Below are 17,005 nucleotides of genomic sequence, written 5' to 3'. Positions count from 1 at the left end.
CAGCGGCCCTGCTGGATGTGAAAGTTGCGCAAAAGACTCGGAAAGTCTTGAACTCCGAGTTCGCCTCTGACGTCTCGTCGTGTGCGTTTCCGCTGTTCAGTGGCCGGTGGTTGGCGGTTGATGTGGATGGGTGCCGCTTCTGAGCCTCCATTAGCATCGCTGTAGCTACCAAGTGTGGTGTGTCATCGACCACTAGGGAAATGACTAGTTGTTCGAGCAAACTGGAGGAAAGTGCGCGTGGTCAACCAGAACTTGACATTTGTCGTCGGCACCGGTCGATGTGGTTCGACGGCTCTGTCCCGGGTCATCAATCTTCACCCGGACGTACTCAGTATCAATGAATTGTTCGCCAGTATTCCCGATTCGGAGGTGCTGGCCGAGGCCCCGCTGAGCGGCCCGGAGTTCTGGGGATATCTGTCCCGGCCCCATGCCCTCACCAATAACTTGATCAAGAATGGGGCCATCCCGCCCGAGTTCCTCTACCACCGGCTGCCCAAGCGGCGGTTCGACGCCCGGACCACCGGCATCCCGGCCATCAGCGTCATGGTGCTGCCCCATCTGACCGATGACCCGGACGCCCTCTACGACGAGTTGGAGTCCGAGGTCACCTCGTGGCCCACGCGATGTCCGGCGGACCACTGGAGGGCCTTCTTCGCCACCCTCGGCGCACGGTTCGGCAACCCCGGCGCCGTCGTCGAGCGGACCGGTCTGTCCATAGGCCGGGTGGCGGAAATGCACCGCGCCTTCCCCGAGGCGCGCTTTGTGCACCTCTACCGCGAAGGCCCTGACTGCGCCTTCTCCATGAGCCGGCACGTCAGCTTCCGGATGCTCCCGCTGGCGAAGGAGATGGCCGACCACTGCGGCCTGGAGTCGCCGTATCAGCTGACCCCGGAGCACGCGGCCCAGCTTCCGCCCGACCTCGCTCCGCTGCTGGGCGACGAGTGGGACCCGGCGCTGGTGTGGGACCGCCCCATCCCGCTCGCCGTGTTCGGCGGCCTGTGGTCCGGGGTGATGATCGACGGCCTGGAGAAGCTGGCCACGGTCCCGGCCTCCCAGCGCACCTCGATGTCGTACGACACCCTCGTCGAGGAACCGGAGAAGGAACTCATCCGGCTGGCCGAATTCATCGGTGTGGAACCGCTCCCCACCTGGCTTGACGCCTCCGTCGCGCATCTCGACGGCGGTCGGCGCGGCGCCGCGCGGACGCTGCCCGAGGCGGAACTGGCCCCGCTGATCGAGGCCTGCGGCCCGGGGATGCGGGCGCTGGCCACTCACCCGTAGGGCGCGCGTCGTCATCCGGCGACGGCCGCCTGAGGAAGACCGGTCGCGACCGGTCGCCGGATGCGCCCCTCCGTCCTCCGGGCGACACGTGCGACACGTGCGACACCCCAGCTCCCCCAGCGATGCGTCGCGGGCGTGCTGCGGCAGGATTCCATGGCCTGCCTATCATCATGGTGTGCAGTTGCAGCAGCTGCGTTATTTCGCCACCGTCGCAGAGACCCGGCACTTCACCCGTGCCGCGGAGCTTCTGCATGTCGCCCAGCCCTCGCTGTCCCAGCAGATCCGGGCCCTGGAACGGGAGCTCGGAGCCGATCTCTTCCACCGGGCGCGCGGCCATATCGCGCTCACCGACGCGGGAGAGGCGCTGCTTCCGCTCGCCCGCCAGATCCTCGCCGACACCGAGACCGCGCACCGCGAGGTCCAGGAGGTCGCCCAGCTGCGGCGCGGCCGGGTGCGGCTGGGAGCCACGCCGAGTCTGTGCGCCAGCTTCGTCCCCGATGTGCTGCGCCGCTTCCACGACGAGTTTCCCGGCATCGAACTCATCGTGGACGAGGGCGGTTCCCAGGACCTGGTGCGCACGCTCTCCGCGGGCGAGCTGGACCTCGCGCTGATCATCACCCCGCTGCCCGGTCAGGCCCCCGCTCTCGCCGCCACCGAGCTGCTGCGGGAGGAGCTGGTGGTGGCATCCTCACCCGCGTCCCCACCACCGACCCGCCGCCGCCGGATCCGGGTCGAGGATCTGCGGGACCGGCCGATGGTGATGTTCCGCCGCGGATACGACCTGCGGGAATTCACCACGGCGGCGTGCCGGGCGGCGGGTTTCGAGCCCTCCTTCACGGTGGAGGGCGGCGAGATGGACGCGGTGCTGGGCTTCGTACGGGCGGGGCTGGGCATCGCCGTACTGCCGGGGATGGTGGCGGCCCGGTCCGGGCTGCGGATCACCCCGTTCGCGGGGCACGACATGCAGCGCACCATCGCTGTCGCCCACCGTAAGGACGTCGCGCCGCCCCGGGCCGCGCGTGAGCTGCGCCGGGTGCTGCTGGAGCATCTGCGGACGGCGGCCACCGGGGAGTTCGGCCTGCCACCGACCGCGACGCGATTGCTGCCGTAGCGTCCGGTGGCGGTGCTCCCACGCGCGCCGCGCCGGGGCGCCCGCCGCGCCGGTACGAGCGGTGTGTCGGGGCGGGTGGTGTGCCGGGGGCGAGCGGTGTGCCGTCAGCCCCAGATCGTGTGGGCGAGCGCTCCACCCGCGAAGGCGGCACCCGTCCCGGCCGCCACACTCATCACCACGTTCGCGACGGCGAAGAGCCGGGCGCCCTCCTCGGCCAGCCGCAGTGTCTCGTACGAGAACGTCGAGTATGTCGTCAGCGCTCCGCACAGCCCCGTGCCCAGGAGCAGCTGCAACCGCGGGGACGCCGCCCCCGCCACGGCCGCCCCGGTCAGCAGGCCCAGCACCGCGGCGCCCGCCACATTGACCACGAAGGTGCCCCAGGGGAACACCGAATCGTGCCGGGCCTGTACCGCGCGGTCGGTCAGATAGCGCAGCGGGGCGCCGACCAGTCCACCCGCGATCACCAGCAGCCAGTTCACCGGATGCGGCCCCGGGGGTGCACGATCTCGACCGGGTCGACCACCACCAGGCCGTCGCCCACGACTTCCTCCAGTTCGGGCAGGAAGGACCGCACCCGCTCCTCCGTATCGATGATCACGATGGCAATGGGCAAATCCTCGCTGAGCGACAGCAGCCGCGAGGTGTGGATCAGGGACGAGGAGCCGTAGCCCTCGACACCGCGGAACACGCTCGCACCCGTGAGCCCCGCGCGATGGGCACGGTGCACGATCTCGGCGAACAGCGGTTTGCGGTGCCAGGTGTCGTTCTCGCCGATGAAGACGGTCAGCCGCAGCGCGGGCTCGCCGTTCACCGGGCCGCCGCCTTCCCGCCGGGGCCGACGCCGTACGCGCCGAGGGCGCGCCGGGTCGCCGCCACCGCGGCCCATACCGCCGCCATCGCCACCACCAAGGTCCCCGCCAGATAGGCGCACGCGGTCGCGATACGGCCGTCCTGGACCAGCCGGGTCGCGTCCACGGCGTACGTGGAGAAGGTGGTGAAACCGCCGAGCACACCCGTACCGAAGAAGGGCCGCACCAGCCGGTGGGCCGTCCACACCTCGCTGATCAGCACCAGGAAGACGCCGATGATCGCGCAGCCGACCCCGTTCACCACCAGGGTCGTCCAGGGAAAGGTGCCGGGCCGGGTCGGCCAGAGCAGCGACGCCCCGTAGCGGGCCGTCGCCCCGAGTGCGCCGCCCACCGCCACCACGGCCACCACGGGACCCTGCCCCTGCCACAGGCTGTGCCGGACGGGCGGGGTCGGGCCGGTGCCGGGGCTGCCGCACTCGTCCGCCACCTGCGACCGTGAGCTGCCCATGGAATTCATGCTACGCGGTGCCGACGGAGGCAGCCGACCTGGGGAAAGGCGGCGGACAGGGCCCTGCGGCAGCGGCGCGTACCGGCTGCCGGATAGGGGGCGTGGTTGCCTTTAGGGGGTGATTACGGTGGGCATTCACCCGATCGAGGGATTCAATAGTTGACGCAGGATCCACTGCTCGCCTATTTCCCCCACGCGAAGGGCTCAGAACCGATCATGCCCGCGAACCATCGCGACACCGCCATGCCCGTACCGCCCGAGGAGACCGAGCGCACCCTGCGCTTCGCGGGCCCAGCGACCTTCGGCCGCGTTCCGCGCCTGGACCAGGTCGGCACAACGGACATCGCGGTGGTCGGGGTGCCGTTCGACGCCGGTGTCTCCTACCGGCCGGGCGCCCGCTTCGGCGGAAACGCCATCCGCGAGGCGTCGCGCCAGCTGCGCCCCTACAACCCGGCGCAGGACGCGTACCCGTTCCACTACGTTCAGGTGGCGGACGCCGGCGACATCACCGCCAACCCGCACAACCTCGACGAGGCCATCGAGAACATCGAAGCGGGCGCGGAGGAGCTGCTGTCCACGGGCGCGCAGCTGATGACGCTGGGCGGGGACCACACCATCGCGCTGCCGATCCTGCGCGCGGTCGCCCGCAAACACGGCCCGGTGGCACTGCTGCATTTCGACGCGCACCTGGACACCTGGGACAACCACTTCGGCGCCCAGTACACCCACGGAACGCCATTCCGCCGCGCGGTCGAGGAGGGCATCCTCGACACCTCCGCGCTCTCGCACGTCGGCACCCGCGGCCCGCTGTACAGCAAGGAGGACCTGACCGAGGACACCAAGCTGGGCTTCGGAATCGTCACCTCGGCCGATGTGATGCGGCGCGGGGTCGACGAGGTGGTGCAGCAGCTCAAGGAGCGGATCGGCAAGCGGCCGCTCTACATCTCGGTGGACATCGATGTCCTGGACCCCTCGCACGCTCCCGGCACCGGCACCCCCGAGGCGGGCGGTCTCACCTCGCGCGAGTTGCTGGAGATCGTGCGTGGGCTCGCCGACTGCCATCTGGTCTCCGCCGACCTGGTCGAGGTCGCCCCGGCGTACGACCACGCGGACATCACCTCCGTGGCCGCCTCACACACCGCGTACGAGCTGGTCACCCTCATGTCCCGGCAGATCGCCTTCTACCGCTGGGTGGAAGAGCAGCAGCAGCAGTCGTAGGCCGCGGCCCGTCCCACGTTCCGCTCCTCTGGCCCTTGGCCTCTGGCACCGGATGGCAGTCCCGTCCGGCGGTCCCGGACGGCAGCCACGCGAGGGCCAGCCGGCGCCACGCCGGTCGGCCGAGGGTACGCCGGTCGGCCGAGGGCATCGGCCCGGCCCTCCCCGGAGGACGTCAGAAGGGCCCTAGTGGTCCCGGTGTGCGACGAAGTCGCACAGAGCGTGCAGCGCCCGGGTGGCCGGGCCGTGCGGCAGTCCGTTCAGCGCGGTCCGGGCGCGCAGCAGCCGGGCGTGCATCACGGCCCGCGCCTCCGACAGCGCCCCGCAGCGGTCCAGCAGCGCCACTGCCCTCGGCAGCCCGGCCCCCTCCGGGGCGGCGGTGGCGGCGTTCAGCAGGGTGCGCAACTCATCCGCCTCGGGCCGCTCGGCGGCCAGCGCCAGCAGCACCGGAAGGCTGGCGACGCCGATCGCGAGATCCTTGCCCTGCTCTTTTCCGGAGACCTCGGAGCTGGAGGTGATGTCGAGAATGTCATCGGCCACCTGGAACGCGATCCCCAGATGTTCTCCGTATTCCGCGAGCGCCTCGACCACACGCTCCGGGGCGCCCGTCCGGACCGCCCCGAGTTGCAGTGCCATCGCGATGAGCGCGGCCGACTTCCCGGCCACCACGGCGAAGTAGTGGGAGAGCGGGTCGTCGTCGCCCGACGGGCCGATGAGTTCCCGTACCTGACCCATGACCAGCCGATGGGTGGCATCCGACTGCAATCGGATGGCTTCCGGGCCGAGTTCCGAGGAGAGCTGCGCCGCCTTCGACAGCAGCCAATTGCCCGCGAGTACGGCGGTGGAATTGCCCCAACGGGCGTTGGCACTGGGAACTCCGCGCCGGGTGCGGGCCTGATCCATGACGTCGTCGTGGTACAGCGAGGCGACATGCACCAGCTCCGCCAGGGCGGCGGCCGTCACGGCGGCGGACGGATCGCGCTCGCCGAATTCCGCCCCGAGCAGCGCCAGCAGCGGACGCAGCCGCTTTCCGCCGGAACCGAGGAGATGCCCGGCGACATCCGCGACACCAGGGTCCCGGGCCTCGGCGGCGACAGCGCGCAGCCGCTTCTCCGAGGCGTCCATTCCGCGCGCCAGACGGGCCGCGAGCGCGGGGTCACCGATGGTGAGCTCCGTGGCCATGGAGCGCCTGGTGGAGCTCTCGGGCTCGGTTGTGACGGACGCGACCATGCCGCGGACCGTAGGCGAGGGAAGTACCGGAACGGTGGGTTCTGTCAAGAAGGTGCCATGTCCCGCGCCGGATTCCCGTAACCGGGGCGCTACCCCAGCCCAGGTCCCGGCGGGCCGGACGGCAGCCCATGGCGAGGACGACCGCCAGGCGCACCCGCGCCATGTCAACGAGCTCTGCCCCGATCCGCGGCCCACGAGCCTGATCACCACTGTCCTCAGCTCTGGCAGGTTCAGGACACATATCCGCCCTTCTGCCCCCGCATGGCCGGGAGGCATGCCGGATAGCCGCACCCGGCCCTCATGGCGTTACGTTGGCGGTGTGAGGGATGCGCACGCCGGCCTCCCGGCGACCATGCGGGCATGGACGGTCCCCACCCCGGGCCGGATCGAGCAGCTGGAGCTGCCGGTTCCGCGGCCGGCGGCGGACGAACTGCTGGTCCGGGTCCGGACCTGTGGGGTGTGCCGCACCGATCTGCATGTCCGCGACGGCGATCTGCCCCCGCACCGCAGCCCCGTCGTCCCCGGCCACGAGGCCGTCGGCGAGGTGGTCGCGGCGGGCGAGCGGGCGCACGCCCCCGGCGCCGGAATCCGGCTCGGCGTCCCCTGGCTGCGGCGCACCTGCGGCCGCTGCGGCTACTGCCTCCGGGGCCAGGAGAACCTGTGCCCGTCCTCCGAGTACACCGGCTGGGACGCGGACGGCGGCTACGCCGAGTACGTCACCGTACCGGCGGCCTACGCCTATGAGCTGCCCTCCGGATACGCCGACGAGGAGCTCGCCCCGCTGCTGTGCGCCGGCATCATCGGCTACCGTGCCCTGCGCCGCGCCGATCTTCCACCGGGCGGCCGGCTCGGCATCTACGGCTTCGGCGGCTCCGCACACCTCACCGCGCAGGTCGCCATCGCCCAGGGCGCCGTCGTCCACGTCCTGACCCGCTCGGCCGCCGCCCGCGCCCTCGCCCTGGACCTCGGCGCCGCCAGCGCGAGGGACGCCCACGACCGACCGCCCGAGCCTCTCGACGCCGCCATCCTCTTCGCCCCGGTCGGCGACCTGGTCCCGGTCGCTCTGGAGGCCCTGGACGCCGGCGGCACGCTGAGCATCGCCGGCATCTACCTCTCCGACATCCCCTCCCTGAACTACGCGCGCCATCTCTTCCGCGAACGCACCGTCCGCAGCGTCACCGCCAACACCCGCGAGGACGGCCGGGAGTTCCTGGCCAACGCCGCCGACCACCGCGTCCGCGCCACGGTCACCCGCTACCCCTTCGACCGGGCGGACACCGCCCTCGACGACCTCGCCGCCGACCGGGTGGGCGGTGTGGCGGTGCTGACGATGCCGCACTAGAGCATCAGGTGTGTGGCACCAGGTGTGCGGTGAAAACAGCGCCGTGAAGCGCCCTGACCACGCCGTCCGTTACGGGCCCGGCGGGGTGATACGGCGGTATCCCGCGCGGGCGTTGACGACCCGGGCGAGCGCGGTGCCGGCGACGGCCGCCGTCAGGAGGCAGGCGAGCCAGCCGGTGTCGCGGTCGCCCGCCCAAGTGAGCTGGCCCGCGGGCGGGATGGCGAAGCCGTTGAGGAACAGCCAGCACAGCGCCGCCGTACCGGGCGCGGCGACGAACCGCGAGCACAGCCCCAGCAGGGCGGCCAGCAGCGACAGCGTGACCAGGGCGAACATCGGCCGTCCGTGGCCGCCGAAGAAGTTCACGGTCGCCACCAGGACGAGTGCGCCGAGGAAGGCCCCGCCCCAGATGACGGGGGTGGCGACCGGATCGGGAACCGGCCTGACGCCGGTGCTGAGCCGCCTCCACTCAATCATGGGCACCATCCTCCTCGTATCTCGATGGTCACCCCACCTTGTGCGGTCGGCATCGTCCCATCGCACCCTCGCACACCGGCCATCATTACCTATTCTTTGCCATTCGTTAGGGTGGCATGAGACCGCAGCTACGAGAGGGATGATTGTGGGCGCTCCGCGGATGAGCAGTACGCCATTGCCGGGCATCGGGGTTCGATACGACCTGACGACACGTGAACACAGGCGGCTGTCGGTCATCGCGCATCGCGACGGCGGACGGACACTGAGTACATACCGGAAGGAAGACCCCGATGAATGCGCCCTGTCCACCAGGCTGACCGCAGGAGAAGCGGAAGCGCTCGTAGGGGCGTTGATGCCGACTCATCACAGCCCGAACCTGCTGTCCACCACCGAGCTCGGGCTGGTGGCCGAGCGGATCGAGCTGTCGACCGTCTCGTACTGGAACGGACGGGTGCTGGGCGAGACGCGGATGCGGACGCAGACCGGCGCCTCGATCGTGGCCGTGCTGCGCAGGGCGGAGGCGATCCCCTCCCCGACCCCCGACTTCCGGCTGGCCGGTGGGGACGAGCTGATCGTGATCGGTACCCGCGAGGGCGTGGAGACGGCCGCGGCGATACTAGGGCGGGAGTGAAGCGATGCATTCGTCTGCCGTCTTTCTGATCGAGTTCGGCGCGGTCATCCTGGGCCTCGGGCTGCTGGGACGACTGGCCGGGCGGTTTCAGTTCTCCCCGATCCCGCTGTATCTGCTGGCCGGCCTGGCCTTCGGTGAGGGCGGGCTGCTGCCGCTGGGGGCGAGCGAGGAGTTCGTCGCGACCGGCGCCGAGATCGGCGTCATCCTGCTGCTGCTGATGCTCGGCCTGGAGTACACCGCCACCGATCTGGTCAGCAATCTCAAGACCCAGTACCCGGCCGGGCTCGTGGACGCCGTGCTCAACGCACTGCCCGGCGCCGTGATGGCCCTGCTGCTGGGATGGGGGCCGGTGGCCGCGGTCGTGCTGGCCGGCGTCACCTGGATCTCCTCCTCCGGTGTCATCGCCAAGGTGCTCGGCGATCTGGGCCGCCTCGGCAATCGGGAGACCCCGGCGATCCTGAGCATCCTGGTTCTCGAGGACCTGGCGATGGCCGTCTATCTGCCGATCGTCACCGCCCTGCTGGCCGGCGCGGGCCTGGCGGCGGGCAGCGTCACCCTGACCATCGCCCTCGGCGTGGCCGGTCTGGTGCTGTTCCTCGCCGTCCGTTACGGCCGGCTCATCTCCCGCTTCGTCTCCAGCGACGACCCCGAGAAGCTGCTGCTGGTGGTGCTCGGACTGACGCTGCTGGTGGCGGGGATCGCACAGCAGCTCCAGGTGTCGGCCGCCGTCGGCGCGTTCCTGGTGGGCATCGCCCTGTCCGGGGAGGTCGCCGAGGGCACCCACCATCTGCTGAGCCCGCTGCGGGATCTGTTCGCCGCCGTCTTCTTCGTCTTCTTCGGGCTGCACACGGACCCGGCCAGCATTCCGCCGGTGCTGCTGCCCGCCATGACGCTGGCCGTCATCACCGCCGGTACGAAGATCGTCACTGGTTACTGGGCGGCGCGGCGGGCCGGAATCTCCGTCCGGGGCCGCTGGCGGGCCGGCGGTACGCTGGTGGCCCGTGGCGAGTTCTCGATCGTCATCGCGGGACTTGCCGTCACCGCTGGTATCGAACCGTCGCTCGGCCCGCTGGCCACGGCGTACGTCCTGATCCTGGTCGTCCTCGGCCCGCTCACCGCCCGCTACACCGAGCCCGTCGCCGGGCTGATCACGGCCCGCCTGGCGGCGCGCCGCAAGCACGCCCCGGCCGCGTCGGCCGAGGGCGGGAACGGTTCCGTGGTGGAGGAGCCGCATGAGGCGCTGGACGACCCCGACGCCGTGGGGCGTCGTTCCTGACCGTCCGCTCGATGATCGCCGGACCGTTGGTCCGGTGAGCACAGGACTGTCAGCTCGGTGATCGCCGGACCGTCCGTTCGGTGATCACTGGGAAGGCCGTGGGAAGACCGCGGCTCCACCGTCTCAGCCCTGACCCTCATCCTCGTGCCCCCCACCCCCCGAACCGGCTGACTCCTCCAGGCCCCCTCACGCGTCGCCGATCCCGGCCGAGCCCAGGCCACCCCCGGCTCCACCCCCGGCTCCGGCCGCCGTACCGGGCCGTCCTCAGGACCGGCGGCGACGAAGGCTGGAAAGCCGGGCCGCCCTCTGATTGGGCCCTCCGGACATGGGTAACCGGGGCTGGGCCCCGAGGCCCGCGACAGGCAGGTGAACGGAGGATTCGTCATGACGAAACCCAACCCCACCGATCTCCAGAAGGCGCTCAAGGGTGCCAGCTATCCGGCCGACCGCCAGTCCCTGGTGGAACGCGCCAAGGAGAACGGGGCCGACCGCGAATTGGTCGATGAGCTGTCGCACGTCAAGAAGGGCAGCTTCGAAGGCCCCGACGACGTCCAGAAAGCCGTCTTCAAGGGCGAATAGCAGCTCGGCGAGGCGGAAGCCGGTGCGGAGAGCGGAGGACTTCCGCACCGGCACACGCCTGATTCGCGAATGCGAGGCGCCCGCTCATCCGCACCCGGAGGATGGGAGAAGACCGATGTCACGTGTGCGACGGGCGAGATCGGCACTGCTCGGCGCCGCTGCGGTCGTCGTCAGCGCGGGGATCCGCCGGTGGCGGCGCAGACCGTCGCGGCCGGCCCCGGTGACCGACGCCCCGCCGACGGCCCATCCGTCGCTCGGCGGCAGGATCGTCGGCCTGCTGACCCGGCGGTCCCGCGAGGAGGGCGTACGGTGAGGGCCCTCCGGCATCCCCGAGCGGCTCGCCAGGACGAAACTCCTGCCGTGTTCCGCGCAATGCCCGATGGGGCCCGGGACCTTTTCGGCGAGTCGGGTCCGAATCGCCGTCCCGCTTCCGGTAATGGTGGGCGAATCGATACAACGGATTCGTGGGCCGGTGCCGCCGGCCGCCCACACACTGCCGAGGAGCGGACACGGACATGGCGACGACAACCAAGCCCGACTTTGAAGCTCCCGCGGAACCCACCAAACTCGGCAGGATCGTGGTCGACTGGCTCACCACGACGGACCATAAGAAAATCGGACACCTGTACTTGGTGACCGCGTTCGGTTTCTTTCTGATCGCCGGCCTGCTGGCCATGGTCATGCGCGCCGAACTGGCCCGGCCGGGACTCCAGTTGATCAGTCCGGAGCAGTACAACCAGGCTTTCACCCTGCACGGCACGCTGATGCTGCTGTTCTTCGCCACGCCGGTGTTCGCCGGATTCGCCAACGAGATCATGCCGCTACAGATCGGCGCCCCGGACGTCGCCTTCCCCCGGCTGAACATGCTTTCGTACTGGCTTTTCCTCTTCGGCGGGCTGATCGTGATCGGCAGTCTGCTCACCCCCCAAGGCGCGGCCGACTACGGCTGGACCGCCTATACGCCGCTCAGCAGCAAGATGCGCGCCCCGGGCACCGGCAGCGACCTGTGGGTCATGGGCCTTGCCCTCTCCGGTTTCGGCACGATTCTGGGCGCCGTCAACTTCATCACGACCATCGTGTGCATGCGTGCCCCGGGAATGACGATGTTCCGCCTCCCCATCTTCACCTGGAACATCCTCTTCACCTCGATCCTGGTGCTGATCGCCTTCCCCGTTCTGGCGGCCGCCCTGCTGGTGCTGGAGGCGGACCGTAAATTCGGCGCGGTCGTCTTCGAGGGAGCGAACGGCGGGCCGGTGCTGTGGCAGCACCTCTTCTGGTTCTTCGGTCACCCCGAGGTCTACATCATCGCCCTGCCGTTCTTCGGCATCATCACCGAAATCATTCCGGTGTTCTCCCGCAAGGTGATCTTCGGTTATATGGGTCTGGTGGGCGCCACCATCGCCATCACCGGACTCTCCGCGACGGTGTGGGCCCATCACATGTTCGCCACGGGTGCGGTGCTCCTGCCGTTCTTCTCCTTCATGACGTTCCTCATCGCGGTGCCGACCGGGGTGAAGTTCTTCAACTGGACCGGAACCATGTGGCGCGGCTCCCTCTCCTTCGAGACACCCATGCTGTGGGCCATCGGATTCCTGGTCACATTCCTGTTCGGCGGCCTGACCGGGGTGATCCTCGCCTCGCCTCCGCTGGATTTCGAGGTCCATGACAGCTATTTCGTCGTCGCCCACTTCCACTACGTGGTCTTCGGCACGGTGGTCTTCGCGATGTTCGCCGGATTCTATTTCTGGTGGCCCAAGTTCACCGGAACGATGCTCGACGAACGCCTCGGCAAGATCCATTTCTGGACCCTGTTCATCGGCTTCCACGCGACCTTTCTGGTGCACCACTGGCTGGGTGCCAACGGCATGCCGCGCCGCTATGCCGACTATCTGGCCGCCGATGGCTTCACCGCGCTGAACACGGTCTCCACCATCGGCTCCTTCCTCCTGGGCCTGTCCACCCTGCCGTTCGTCTACAACGTGTGGCGGACCGGGAAGTACGGAAAGCGCGTCGCGACCGACGACCCCTGGGGGTGGGGCCGCTCCCTGGAGTGGGCCACCTCATGCCCTCCGCCCCGGCACAACTTCCTCACCCTGCCGCAAATCCGCTCAGAGTCCCCCGCCTTCGACCTCCACCACCCCGAGGTGGTCGTGCACGAGGTGCCCACCCACCACGGACCGCCCCTCTCCGGGGGCATGGGCGCCCCGCTGGACCTCGGCACCAAGGAGCAGCGCACCGGCGGCGAGCCGGGCCCGGAAGCGGGCGGGGGCAGCGAAGAGGGCGGGGGCACCCGGGGCCGCGGGGACTGACCCCCGCGCCGTACGGTTCCAGGGCAGGGCCGGGAGCGATGGCTCCCGGCCCTGCCCCGTCCCGGTTCCCTTCCGGTCCGATCCCGGTCCCGCGGCACGACTACGACGGCCGAACAGGCAACCGTCCACGACGGCCGAACGGACAAGGGACCCTCTCCGCTACGTGCGTAGAGGAGAGGGTCCGCTGCGCCCCCGGCAGGACTCGAACCTGCGGCCAAGCGCTTAGAAGGCGCCTGCTCTATCCACTGAGCTACGGGGGCCGGTGGTCGTGGAGCTGGTGAGCCCCCGGTGTCCACGGGACCGGCGGGGCGGCCGTGGTGCGGGTGGCCGGACTCGACGGACCGTGACCTTGCCGGGGACAAGGATAGGGCTCCCTGCGCCTCGCCCCGGGTGCTTCACCTGCGTGGCACGTTGTGGAGGTTCGGTGAAGCGATCCGATAATCGCAGGGAGGTGCGGAACTTGCATCGATTTTCACGCATCAGAGAACGGGTGTTGTGCACTCGTTATGCCCGAGCCTCTGTGGTCACGCTCACCCCGTGCCCCTTTTAGGTTGATCCGGGTAGGTCTCTTTGACGCGCGCGAGTGAGCATACGCTTCAAAAAGGCGCCAAAAGCGGGCATTCTTCACCGTGTGGCGATCTTGGACGTACGGCCCCGGCTGCTCGACGCGCTGACCGCACTGCGTGACCGTGTCGACGCCGCTCGGTTTCCGCTCCCCCTTCCCGGCGCCGACCGCGCTCGCCGCAGCCGTGCCGAGCTGCTCGCTCAACTGGACGACTACCTCGTGCCCCGGTTGCGCGCCCCCGAAGCGCCCCTGCTGGCGGTCATCGGGGGATCGACCGGCGCGGGCAAGTCCACCCTGGTGAATTCGCTGGTCGGCCGACGGGTCACCGAGGCAGGTGTGTTGCGTCCCACAACGCGGACGCCGGTGCTGGTGTGCCACCCCGACGATCACCCCTGGTTCGCCGGGCAGCGGGTGCTGCCGCGGCTCGCCCGGGTGTGGGTGCCGGCGCAGGGGGAGCGGGCGGAGAGCGCGTACGACGAGGAGGAGCGGGCGCAGGAGGGACCGGCGGCGCTGCGGGTGGAGACCGACCCGGGGCTGGCACGGGGGCTCGCCCTGCTCGACGCGCCCGACATCGACTCGCTGGTCGCGCAGAACCGCGATCTGGCCGCCGAACTGATCTGCGCCGCGGACATCTGGGTGCTCGTCACCACGGCCACCCGGTACGCCGACGCCGTCCCCTGGCATCTGCTGCGGACCGCGAAGGAGTACGACGTCACCCTCGTCACCGTCCTGGACCGGGTGCCGCACCAGGTGGCCGCCGAGGTCTCCCGGCAGTACGCCGCGCTCCTTACGGCCGCCGGGCTCGGCGATGTCCCGCGCTTCACCATCCCCGAGCTCCCCGAGTCCGCGGGCGGCGGCAGCGGGCTGCTGCCCGCCACCGCCGTCGCCGCGCTGCGGACCTGGCTCACCCAGCACGCACAGGACCCCTATGCCCGCACCGTCGCCGCCGCCCGCACGGTCGCCGGGACGCTGGACTCGCTCCGCTCCCGGATGCCCGCGCTGGCCGGGGCCGCGGCGGCGCAGCACGCGGCCGCGGTGCGGCTGGTCCAGCGGGTCGAGGGCGCGTACGGGGAGGCGGCGGAGCGGGTGCGGCGCGAGATCGAGCGGGGCGCGGCGCTCGCGGGCGGCGCGCTCACCCACTGGCAGGGCCTGCCGCAGGACAGCACCCCCGACGAGCTCCTTACGGCGCTCACCGGCTCCCTGGCCACCCTGCTGCGCGGCGCGGCCGCCACCGCCGACGAACAGCTCGCGGAGGCCGGCCGGCAGGACCCGGCCGCGCGGGCCGGGCTCGCGCCGTGCGACGCGCGCGGCGCCGCCGAGCGGATCGGCGTGGCCGTCCGGCACTGGCGGCGCTGTGTCGAGGAGCTGGCCGAGGAGGAGGCCCGGGTCCGGATCGCCGAACACGGGGGCAGCTGTGTCCCGGAGAAGATCGCCGCCCTGCTCGCCGCATCCCTCCTGGGCGGACGCCGCGCCCGTAAGGCGGGCGAGAAGCTCGCCGAGACCCTGGGCGCGCACGCGGCGCTGCGCCTGGGCGACCGCGGCGGACGGCTGCTCGACGGCTGCGTCGCACGCGTCATGCGGGCGGAGCGCGACCGCAGACTCGCCCCTCTGGACGCCCTGGACATGTCCCCGGACCACCAGGTCGAGCTGATCGCCGCGCTGTCCGTACTGCAGAAGGAGAGGTGACCGGAAGTGACGGCCACGGAGGACAACGACGGAAACGAGGGCGGTGGGGCAGACCGGGACGCGGAAGGGGGCCGCCACACCTGGGACGACGGCCTGATCGCCCGGCGCGCGCACCGGTGGGCCGGAGGACGGGCCGTGGGCCGCCCGGCCCGCGCGGTGGACGAGGGGACGGTGGCGGAGCCCGCACCGGGCACCTCCCACGGCCCCGCGGGCCTCACGGCGGAGAGGACCGGCCGGCGGCCCTTCTGCGGCCCTCCTTACGCCGTGTACGAGGCGGGCGTCCGAAGCTTCGCCACGGGCACCCTGCGACCCCGTCTGGAGGCCCTGCGCCAGCTTGTGGGGCTGTCCCGGTCCCGGCTGGAGGCCCGCACGCTCGCCGGGGCCGCGCGGGTGCTCGACGAGGCGGACGCGCGGGGACGGCACCCCTACGGGCACACCGTGGTCGCCGTCGCCGGGGCCACCGGAAGCGGTAAGTCGACACTTTTCAACGCGCTCGCCGGAGCGCCCCTCTCCGAGGCCGGCATCCGCCGTCCGACCACCGCCAGGCCGCTCGCCTGCGCGTGGACCGATCACGCCGACGGCCTGCTGGACCGGCTCGGCATCCCGGCGGTGGACCGGCGCAACCCGGGCTATCCGTACGACCCCGCGCTGCGCGGTCTGGTCCTCCTCGACCTGCCCGACCACGACTCGGCCGCCCCGGGCCACCGGGAGCGGGTGGACCGGCTGCTGGGCCTCGTCGACGCGGTGGTGTGGGTGGTGGACCCGGAGAAGTACGCGGACGCGGTCCTCCATGAGCGCTATCTGCGGCCGCTCGCCGGTTACGCCGAGGTGACCTTCGTGGTGCTCAACCAGGTGGACCGGCTTCCGGGCGAGGCCGCGGACCAGGTGCTGGACGATCTGCGGCGGCTGCTGGACGAGGACGGGCTCGCCCTCGGGGAGCACGGGGAGCCCGGGGCGGCCGTGCTCGCGCTGTCCGCGCTGACCGGCGAGGGCGTCCGGGAGCTGCGGGAGATGCTGGGGCGGCTCACGGCCGAGTGCGGGGCGGCCGAGCGTCGGCTGTCGGCGGACGTGGAGGGCACGATGACCCGGCTGCGGCCGCAGTACGTGGCGGACGGCGGACCGGTCGGGCTCACCGAGCGGGCGCGGACGGCCTTCGCGGACCGGCTGGCCGAGGCGGCCGGCGCGGCCGCGGCCGGACAGGCGGCGGAGCGCGCCTGGCTGAGGGACGCCGAATGGGCCTGCGGAACGCCATGGGGGCGGCTGCGGGACAGGAAGGAGCGGACCCTGGGGGACCCGGGGTGCCCTTCGGCCTCGCGGACCTCGGGGGTCCCGGAGCGGACCGAGATCCCGGGCGCGCGGGCGCGGACGGTGGCGGCGGAGGCGGTCACGGCGCGGCCCGCGGTGGAGGAGGCCGTGCGGGCGCTCGCGGACGAGGCGACGGCGGGGCTGCCCGGCCCATGGGCCCAGGCCGTGCGGGAGGCGGCGAGGTGGGGCGGCAGAGGGCTGGCGGAGGCGGTCGACGAGGCGGTGGCGGCCGCGACGGCGAGCCGGCGGCCGCCCCGGCCCGTGTGGTGGTCGATGGTGGCGGCGGTGCAGATGGCCTTGCTGGTGGCGCAAGTGGTGGGGGTGCTGTGGCTGCTGGGGGCCGTGGCCGGGGTGTTCGGCGGACCGGAGTGGTGGCTGTCCGCGTTGCCGGTGACGGGCGGCGCGGTGGTCGGCCCGGCGCTGGCCTGGGCCTCCCGGACGGCCGCGCGGGGGCCCGCGCGGCGCCACGGGCAGTCGGTGGAGGGCCTGCTGCGGGAGGCGGCGGCGGGGTGCGGGCGGACGCGGGTGCTGGAGCCGGTGGAGGCGGAGCTGGCCCGGTACGCGGAGGTGCGGGCGCAGTACGTCATCGCGGCGGGCGGGACATGACGGCCGGTCACCCGGACGGATGACCGAGTTGTCCACAATCGCGGGGTCGTGCACAGGGCCCGGCGGAGCCTCGCGATC

General features: G+C 71.4%; 16 protein-coding genes and 1 tRNA gene. 11 read left to right on the top strand and 6 right to left on the bottom strand.

All coding sequences use genetic code 11. The annotated features are described in order from the left end of the window. Positions 1 to 231: 231 nt before the first annotated feature. Positions 232 to 1,281, top strand: coding sequence for a sulfotransferase (locus tag N6H00_RS14475; RefSeq protein ID WP_329618531.1), 1,050 nt, complete (start codon positions 232 to 234; stop codon positions 1,279 to 1,281). A 175-nt stretch (positions 1,282 to 1,456) separates the two neighbouring features. Continuing rightward, positions 1,457 to 2,392 (top strand): LysR family transcriptional regulator, encoded by a 936-nt coding sequence (locus N6H00_RS14470; protein ID WP_268972081.1) that lies wholly within the window; start codon positions 1,457 to 1,459, stop codon positions 2,390 to 2,392. Between the two features lie 104 nt (positions 2,393 to 2,496). Here N6H00_RS14470 and crcB (N6H00_RS14465) read toward each other — a convergent pair whose 3' ends face one another. From crcB (N6H00_RS14465) to crcB (N6H00_RS14455), 3 genes are read right to left on the bottom strand one after another with little or no spacing between them, the layout of a single operon-like run. Then, entirely contained in the window at positions 2,497 to 2,871 is a 375-nt protein-coding gene (gene crcB, locus N6H00_RS14465) for a fluoride efflux transporter CrcB (RefSeq protein ID WP_268972080.1), read from the bottom strand. Then, positions 2,868 to 3,203, bottom strand: coding sequence for a DUF190 domain-containing protein (locus N6H00_RS14460; protein ID WP_268972079.1), 336 nt, complete (start codon positions 3,201 to 3,203; stop codon positions 2,868 to 2,870). The genes crcB (N6H00_RS14465) and N6H00_RS14460 overlap by 4 nt, the downstream gene beginning before the upstream one ends. Then, positions 3,200 to 3,709, bottom strand: coding sequence for a fluoride efflux transporter CrcB (gene crcB, locus N6H00_RS14455; protein ID WP_268972078.1), 510 nt, complete (start codon positions 3,707 to 3,709; stop codon positions 3,200 to 3,202). Before crcB (N6H00_RS14455) ends, N6H00_RS14460 begins: the two co-directional genes overlap by 4 nt. Positions 3,710 to 3,925: 216 nt before the next feature. Between crcB (N6H00_RS14455) and speB the strand changes: the two genes are divergently transcribed. After that, positions 3,926 to 4,927: an agmatinase gene (speB, locus tag N6H00_RS14450; protein WP_432280587.1), complete on the top strand. Its 1,002-nt coding sequence runs from the start codon at positions 3,926 to 3,928 to the stop codon at positions 4,925 to 4,927. 183 nt (positions 4,928 to 5,110) lie between these two features. On the opposite strand, the gene N6H00_RS14445 is transcribed toward speB, so the two are convergent. After that, positions 5,111 to 6,154, bottom strand: coding sequence for a polyprenyl synthetase family protein (locus N6H00_RS14445; RefSeq protein ID WP_268972077.1), 1,044 nt, complete (start codon positions 6,152 to 6,154; stop codon positions 5,111 to 5,113). A 352-nt stretch (positions 6,155 to 6,506) separates the two neighbouring features. On the opposite strand from N6H00_RS14445, the gene N6H00_RS14440 reads away from it, so the two are divergent. Then, the gene (locus N6H00_RS14440) at positions 6,507 to 7,496 is read left to right on the top strand and encodes a zinc-binding alcohol dehydrogenase family protein (protein ID WP_268976965.1); all 990 of its coding nucleotides are present in this window, start codon (positions 6,507 to 6,509) and stop codon (positions 7,494 to 7,496) included. A gap of 69 nt (positions 7,497 to 7,565) precedes the next feature. On the opposite strand, the gene N6H00_RS14435 is transcribed toward N6H00_RS14440, so the two are convergent. Further along, entirely contained in the window at positions 7,566 to 7,970 is a 405-nt protein-coding gene (locus N6H00_RS14435; protein WP_268972076.1) for a hypothetical protein, read from the bottom strand. A 160-nt stretch (positions 7,971 to 8,130) separates the two neighbouring features. On the opposite strand from N6H00_RS14435, the gene N6H00_RS14430 reads away from it, so the two are divergent. From N6H00_RS14430 to ctaD, 5 genes are all read left to right on the top strand, one after another. Further along, positions 8,131 to 8,601 (top strand): cation:proton antiporter regulatory subunit, encoded by a 471-nt coding sequence (locus tag N6H00_RS14430; RefSeq protein WP_268972075.1) that lies wholly within the window; start codon positions 8,131 to 8,133, stop codon positions 8,599 to 8,601. A 4-nt stretch (positions 8,602 to 8,605) separates the two neighbouring features. Further along, complete coding sequence (locus N6H00_RS14425; protein ID WP_268972074.1) at positions 8,606 to 9,877, top strand: cation:proton antiporter; 1,272 nt, start codon at positions 8,606 to 8,608, stop codon at positions 9,875 to 9,877. Positions 9,878 to 10,261: 384 nt separating this feature from the next. Next, entirely contained in the window at positions 10,262 to 10,456 is a 195-nt protein-coding gene (locus tag N6H00_RS14420; protein WP_268972073.1) for a DUF2795 domain-containing protein, read from the top strand. 115 nt (positions 10,457 to 10,571) lie between these two features. Next, complete coding sequence (locus N6H00_RS14415) at positions 10,572 to 10,769, top strand: hypothetical protein (RefSeq protein ID WP_268972072.1); 198 nt, start codon at positions 10,572 to 10,574, stop codon at positions 10,767 to 10,769. Between the two features lie 202 nt (positions 10,770 to 10,971). Continuing rightward, positions 10,972 to 12,765, top strand: coding sequence for an aa3-type cytochrome oxidase subunit I (ctaD, locus tag N6H00_RS14410; RefSeq protein ID WP_268972071.1), 1,794 nt, complete (start codon positions 10,972 to 10,974; stop codon positions 12,763 to 12,765). Between the two features lie 187 nt (positions 12,766 to 12,952). Here ctaD and N6H00_RS14405 read toward each other — a convergent pair. Further along, positions 12,953 to 13,025 (bottom strand) — tRNA-Arg (locus N6H00_RS14405). A gap of 380 nt (positions 13,026 to 13,405) precedes the next feature. Between N6H00_RS14405 and N6H00_RS14400 the strand changes: the two genes are divergently transcribed. Next, complete coding sequence (locus N6H00_RS14400) at positions 13,406 to 15,016, top strand: dynamin family protein (RefSeq protein ID WP_268976964.1); 1,611 nt, start codon at positions 13,406 to 13,408, stop codon at positions 15,014 to 15,016. Between the two features lie 6 nt (positions 15,017 to 15,022). Beyond that, entirely contained in the window at positions 15,023 to 16,927 is a 1,905-nt protein-coding gene (locus N6H00_RS14395; protein ID WP_268972070.1) for a GTPase, read from the top strand. Positions 16,928 to 17,005 lie beyond the last annotated feature (78 nt).

This window comes from Streptomyces sp. S465, from assembly GCF_026898115.1.
GTDB lineage: Bacteria > Actinomycetota > Actinomycetes > Streptomycetales > Streptomycetaceae > Streptomyces > Streptomyces luomodiensis.
This window is presented reverse-complemented; position numbering and strand designations above follow the sequence as displayed.

Bases quoted from the DNA above. Each gene is read 5' to 3' on its own strand.
- ctaD (WP_268972071.1), top strand. From the start codon at position 10,972: ATGGCGACGACAACCAAGCCCGACTTTGAAGCTCCCGCGGAACCCACC.
- crcB (WP_268972078.1), bottom strand. From the start codon at position 3,709: ATGGGCAGCTCACGGTCGCAGGTGGCGGACGAGTGCGGCAGCCCCGGC.
- N6H00_RS14420 (WP_268972073.1), top strand. From the start codon at position 10,262: ATGACGAAACCCAACCCCACCGATCTCCAGAAGGCGCTCAAGGGTGCC.
- N6H00_RS14430 (WP_268972075.1), top strand. From the start codon at position 8,131: ATGAGCAGTACGCCATTGCCGGGCATCGGGGTTCGATACGACCTGACG.
- N6H00_RS14445 (WP_268972077.1), bottom strand. From the start codon at position 6,154: ATGGTCGCGTCCGTCACAACCGAGCCCGAGAGCTCCACCAGGCGCTCC.
- N6H00_RS14440 (WP_268976965.1), top strand. From the start codon at position 6,507: ATGCGGGCATGGACGGTCCCCACCCCGGGCCGGATCGAGCAGCTGGAG.
- N6H00_RS14425 (WP_268972074.1), top strand. From the start codon at position 8,606: ATGCATTCGTCTGCCGTCTTTCTGATCGAGTTCGGCGCGGTCATCCTG.
- N6H00_RS14415 (WP_268972072.1), top strand. From the start codon at position 10,572: ATGTCACGTGTGCGACGGGCGAGATCGGCACTGCTCGGCGCCGCTGCG.
- speB (WP_432280587.1), top strand. From the start codon at position 3,926: ATGCCCGCGAACCATCGCGACACCGCCATGCCCGTACCGCCCGAGGAG.
- N6H00_RS14435 (WP_268972076.1), bottom strand. From the start codon at position 7,970: ATGATTGAGTGGAGGCGGCTCAGCACCGGCGTCAGGCCGGTTCCCGAT.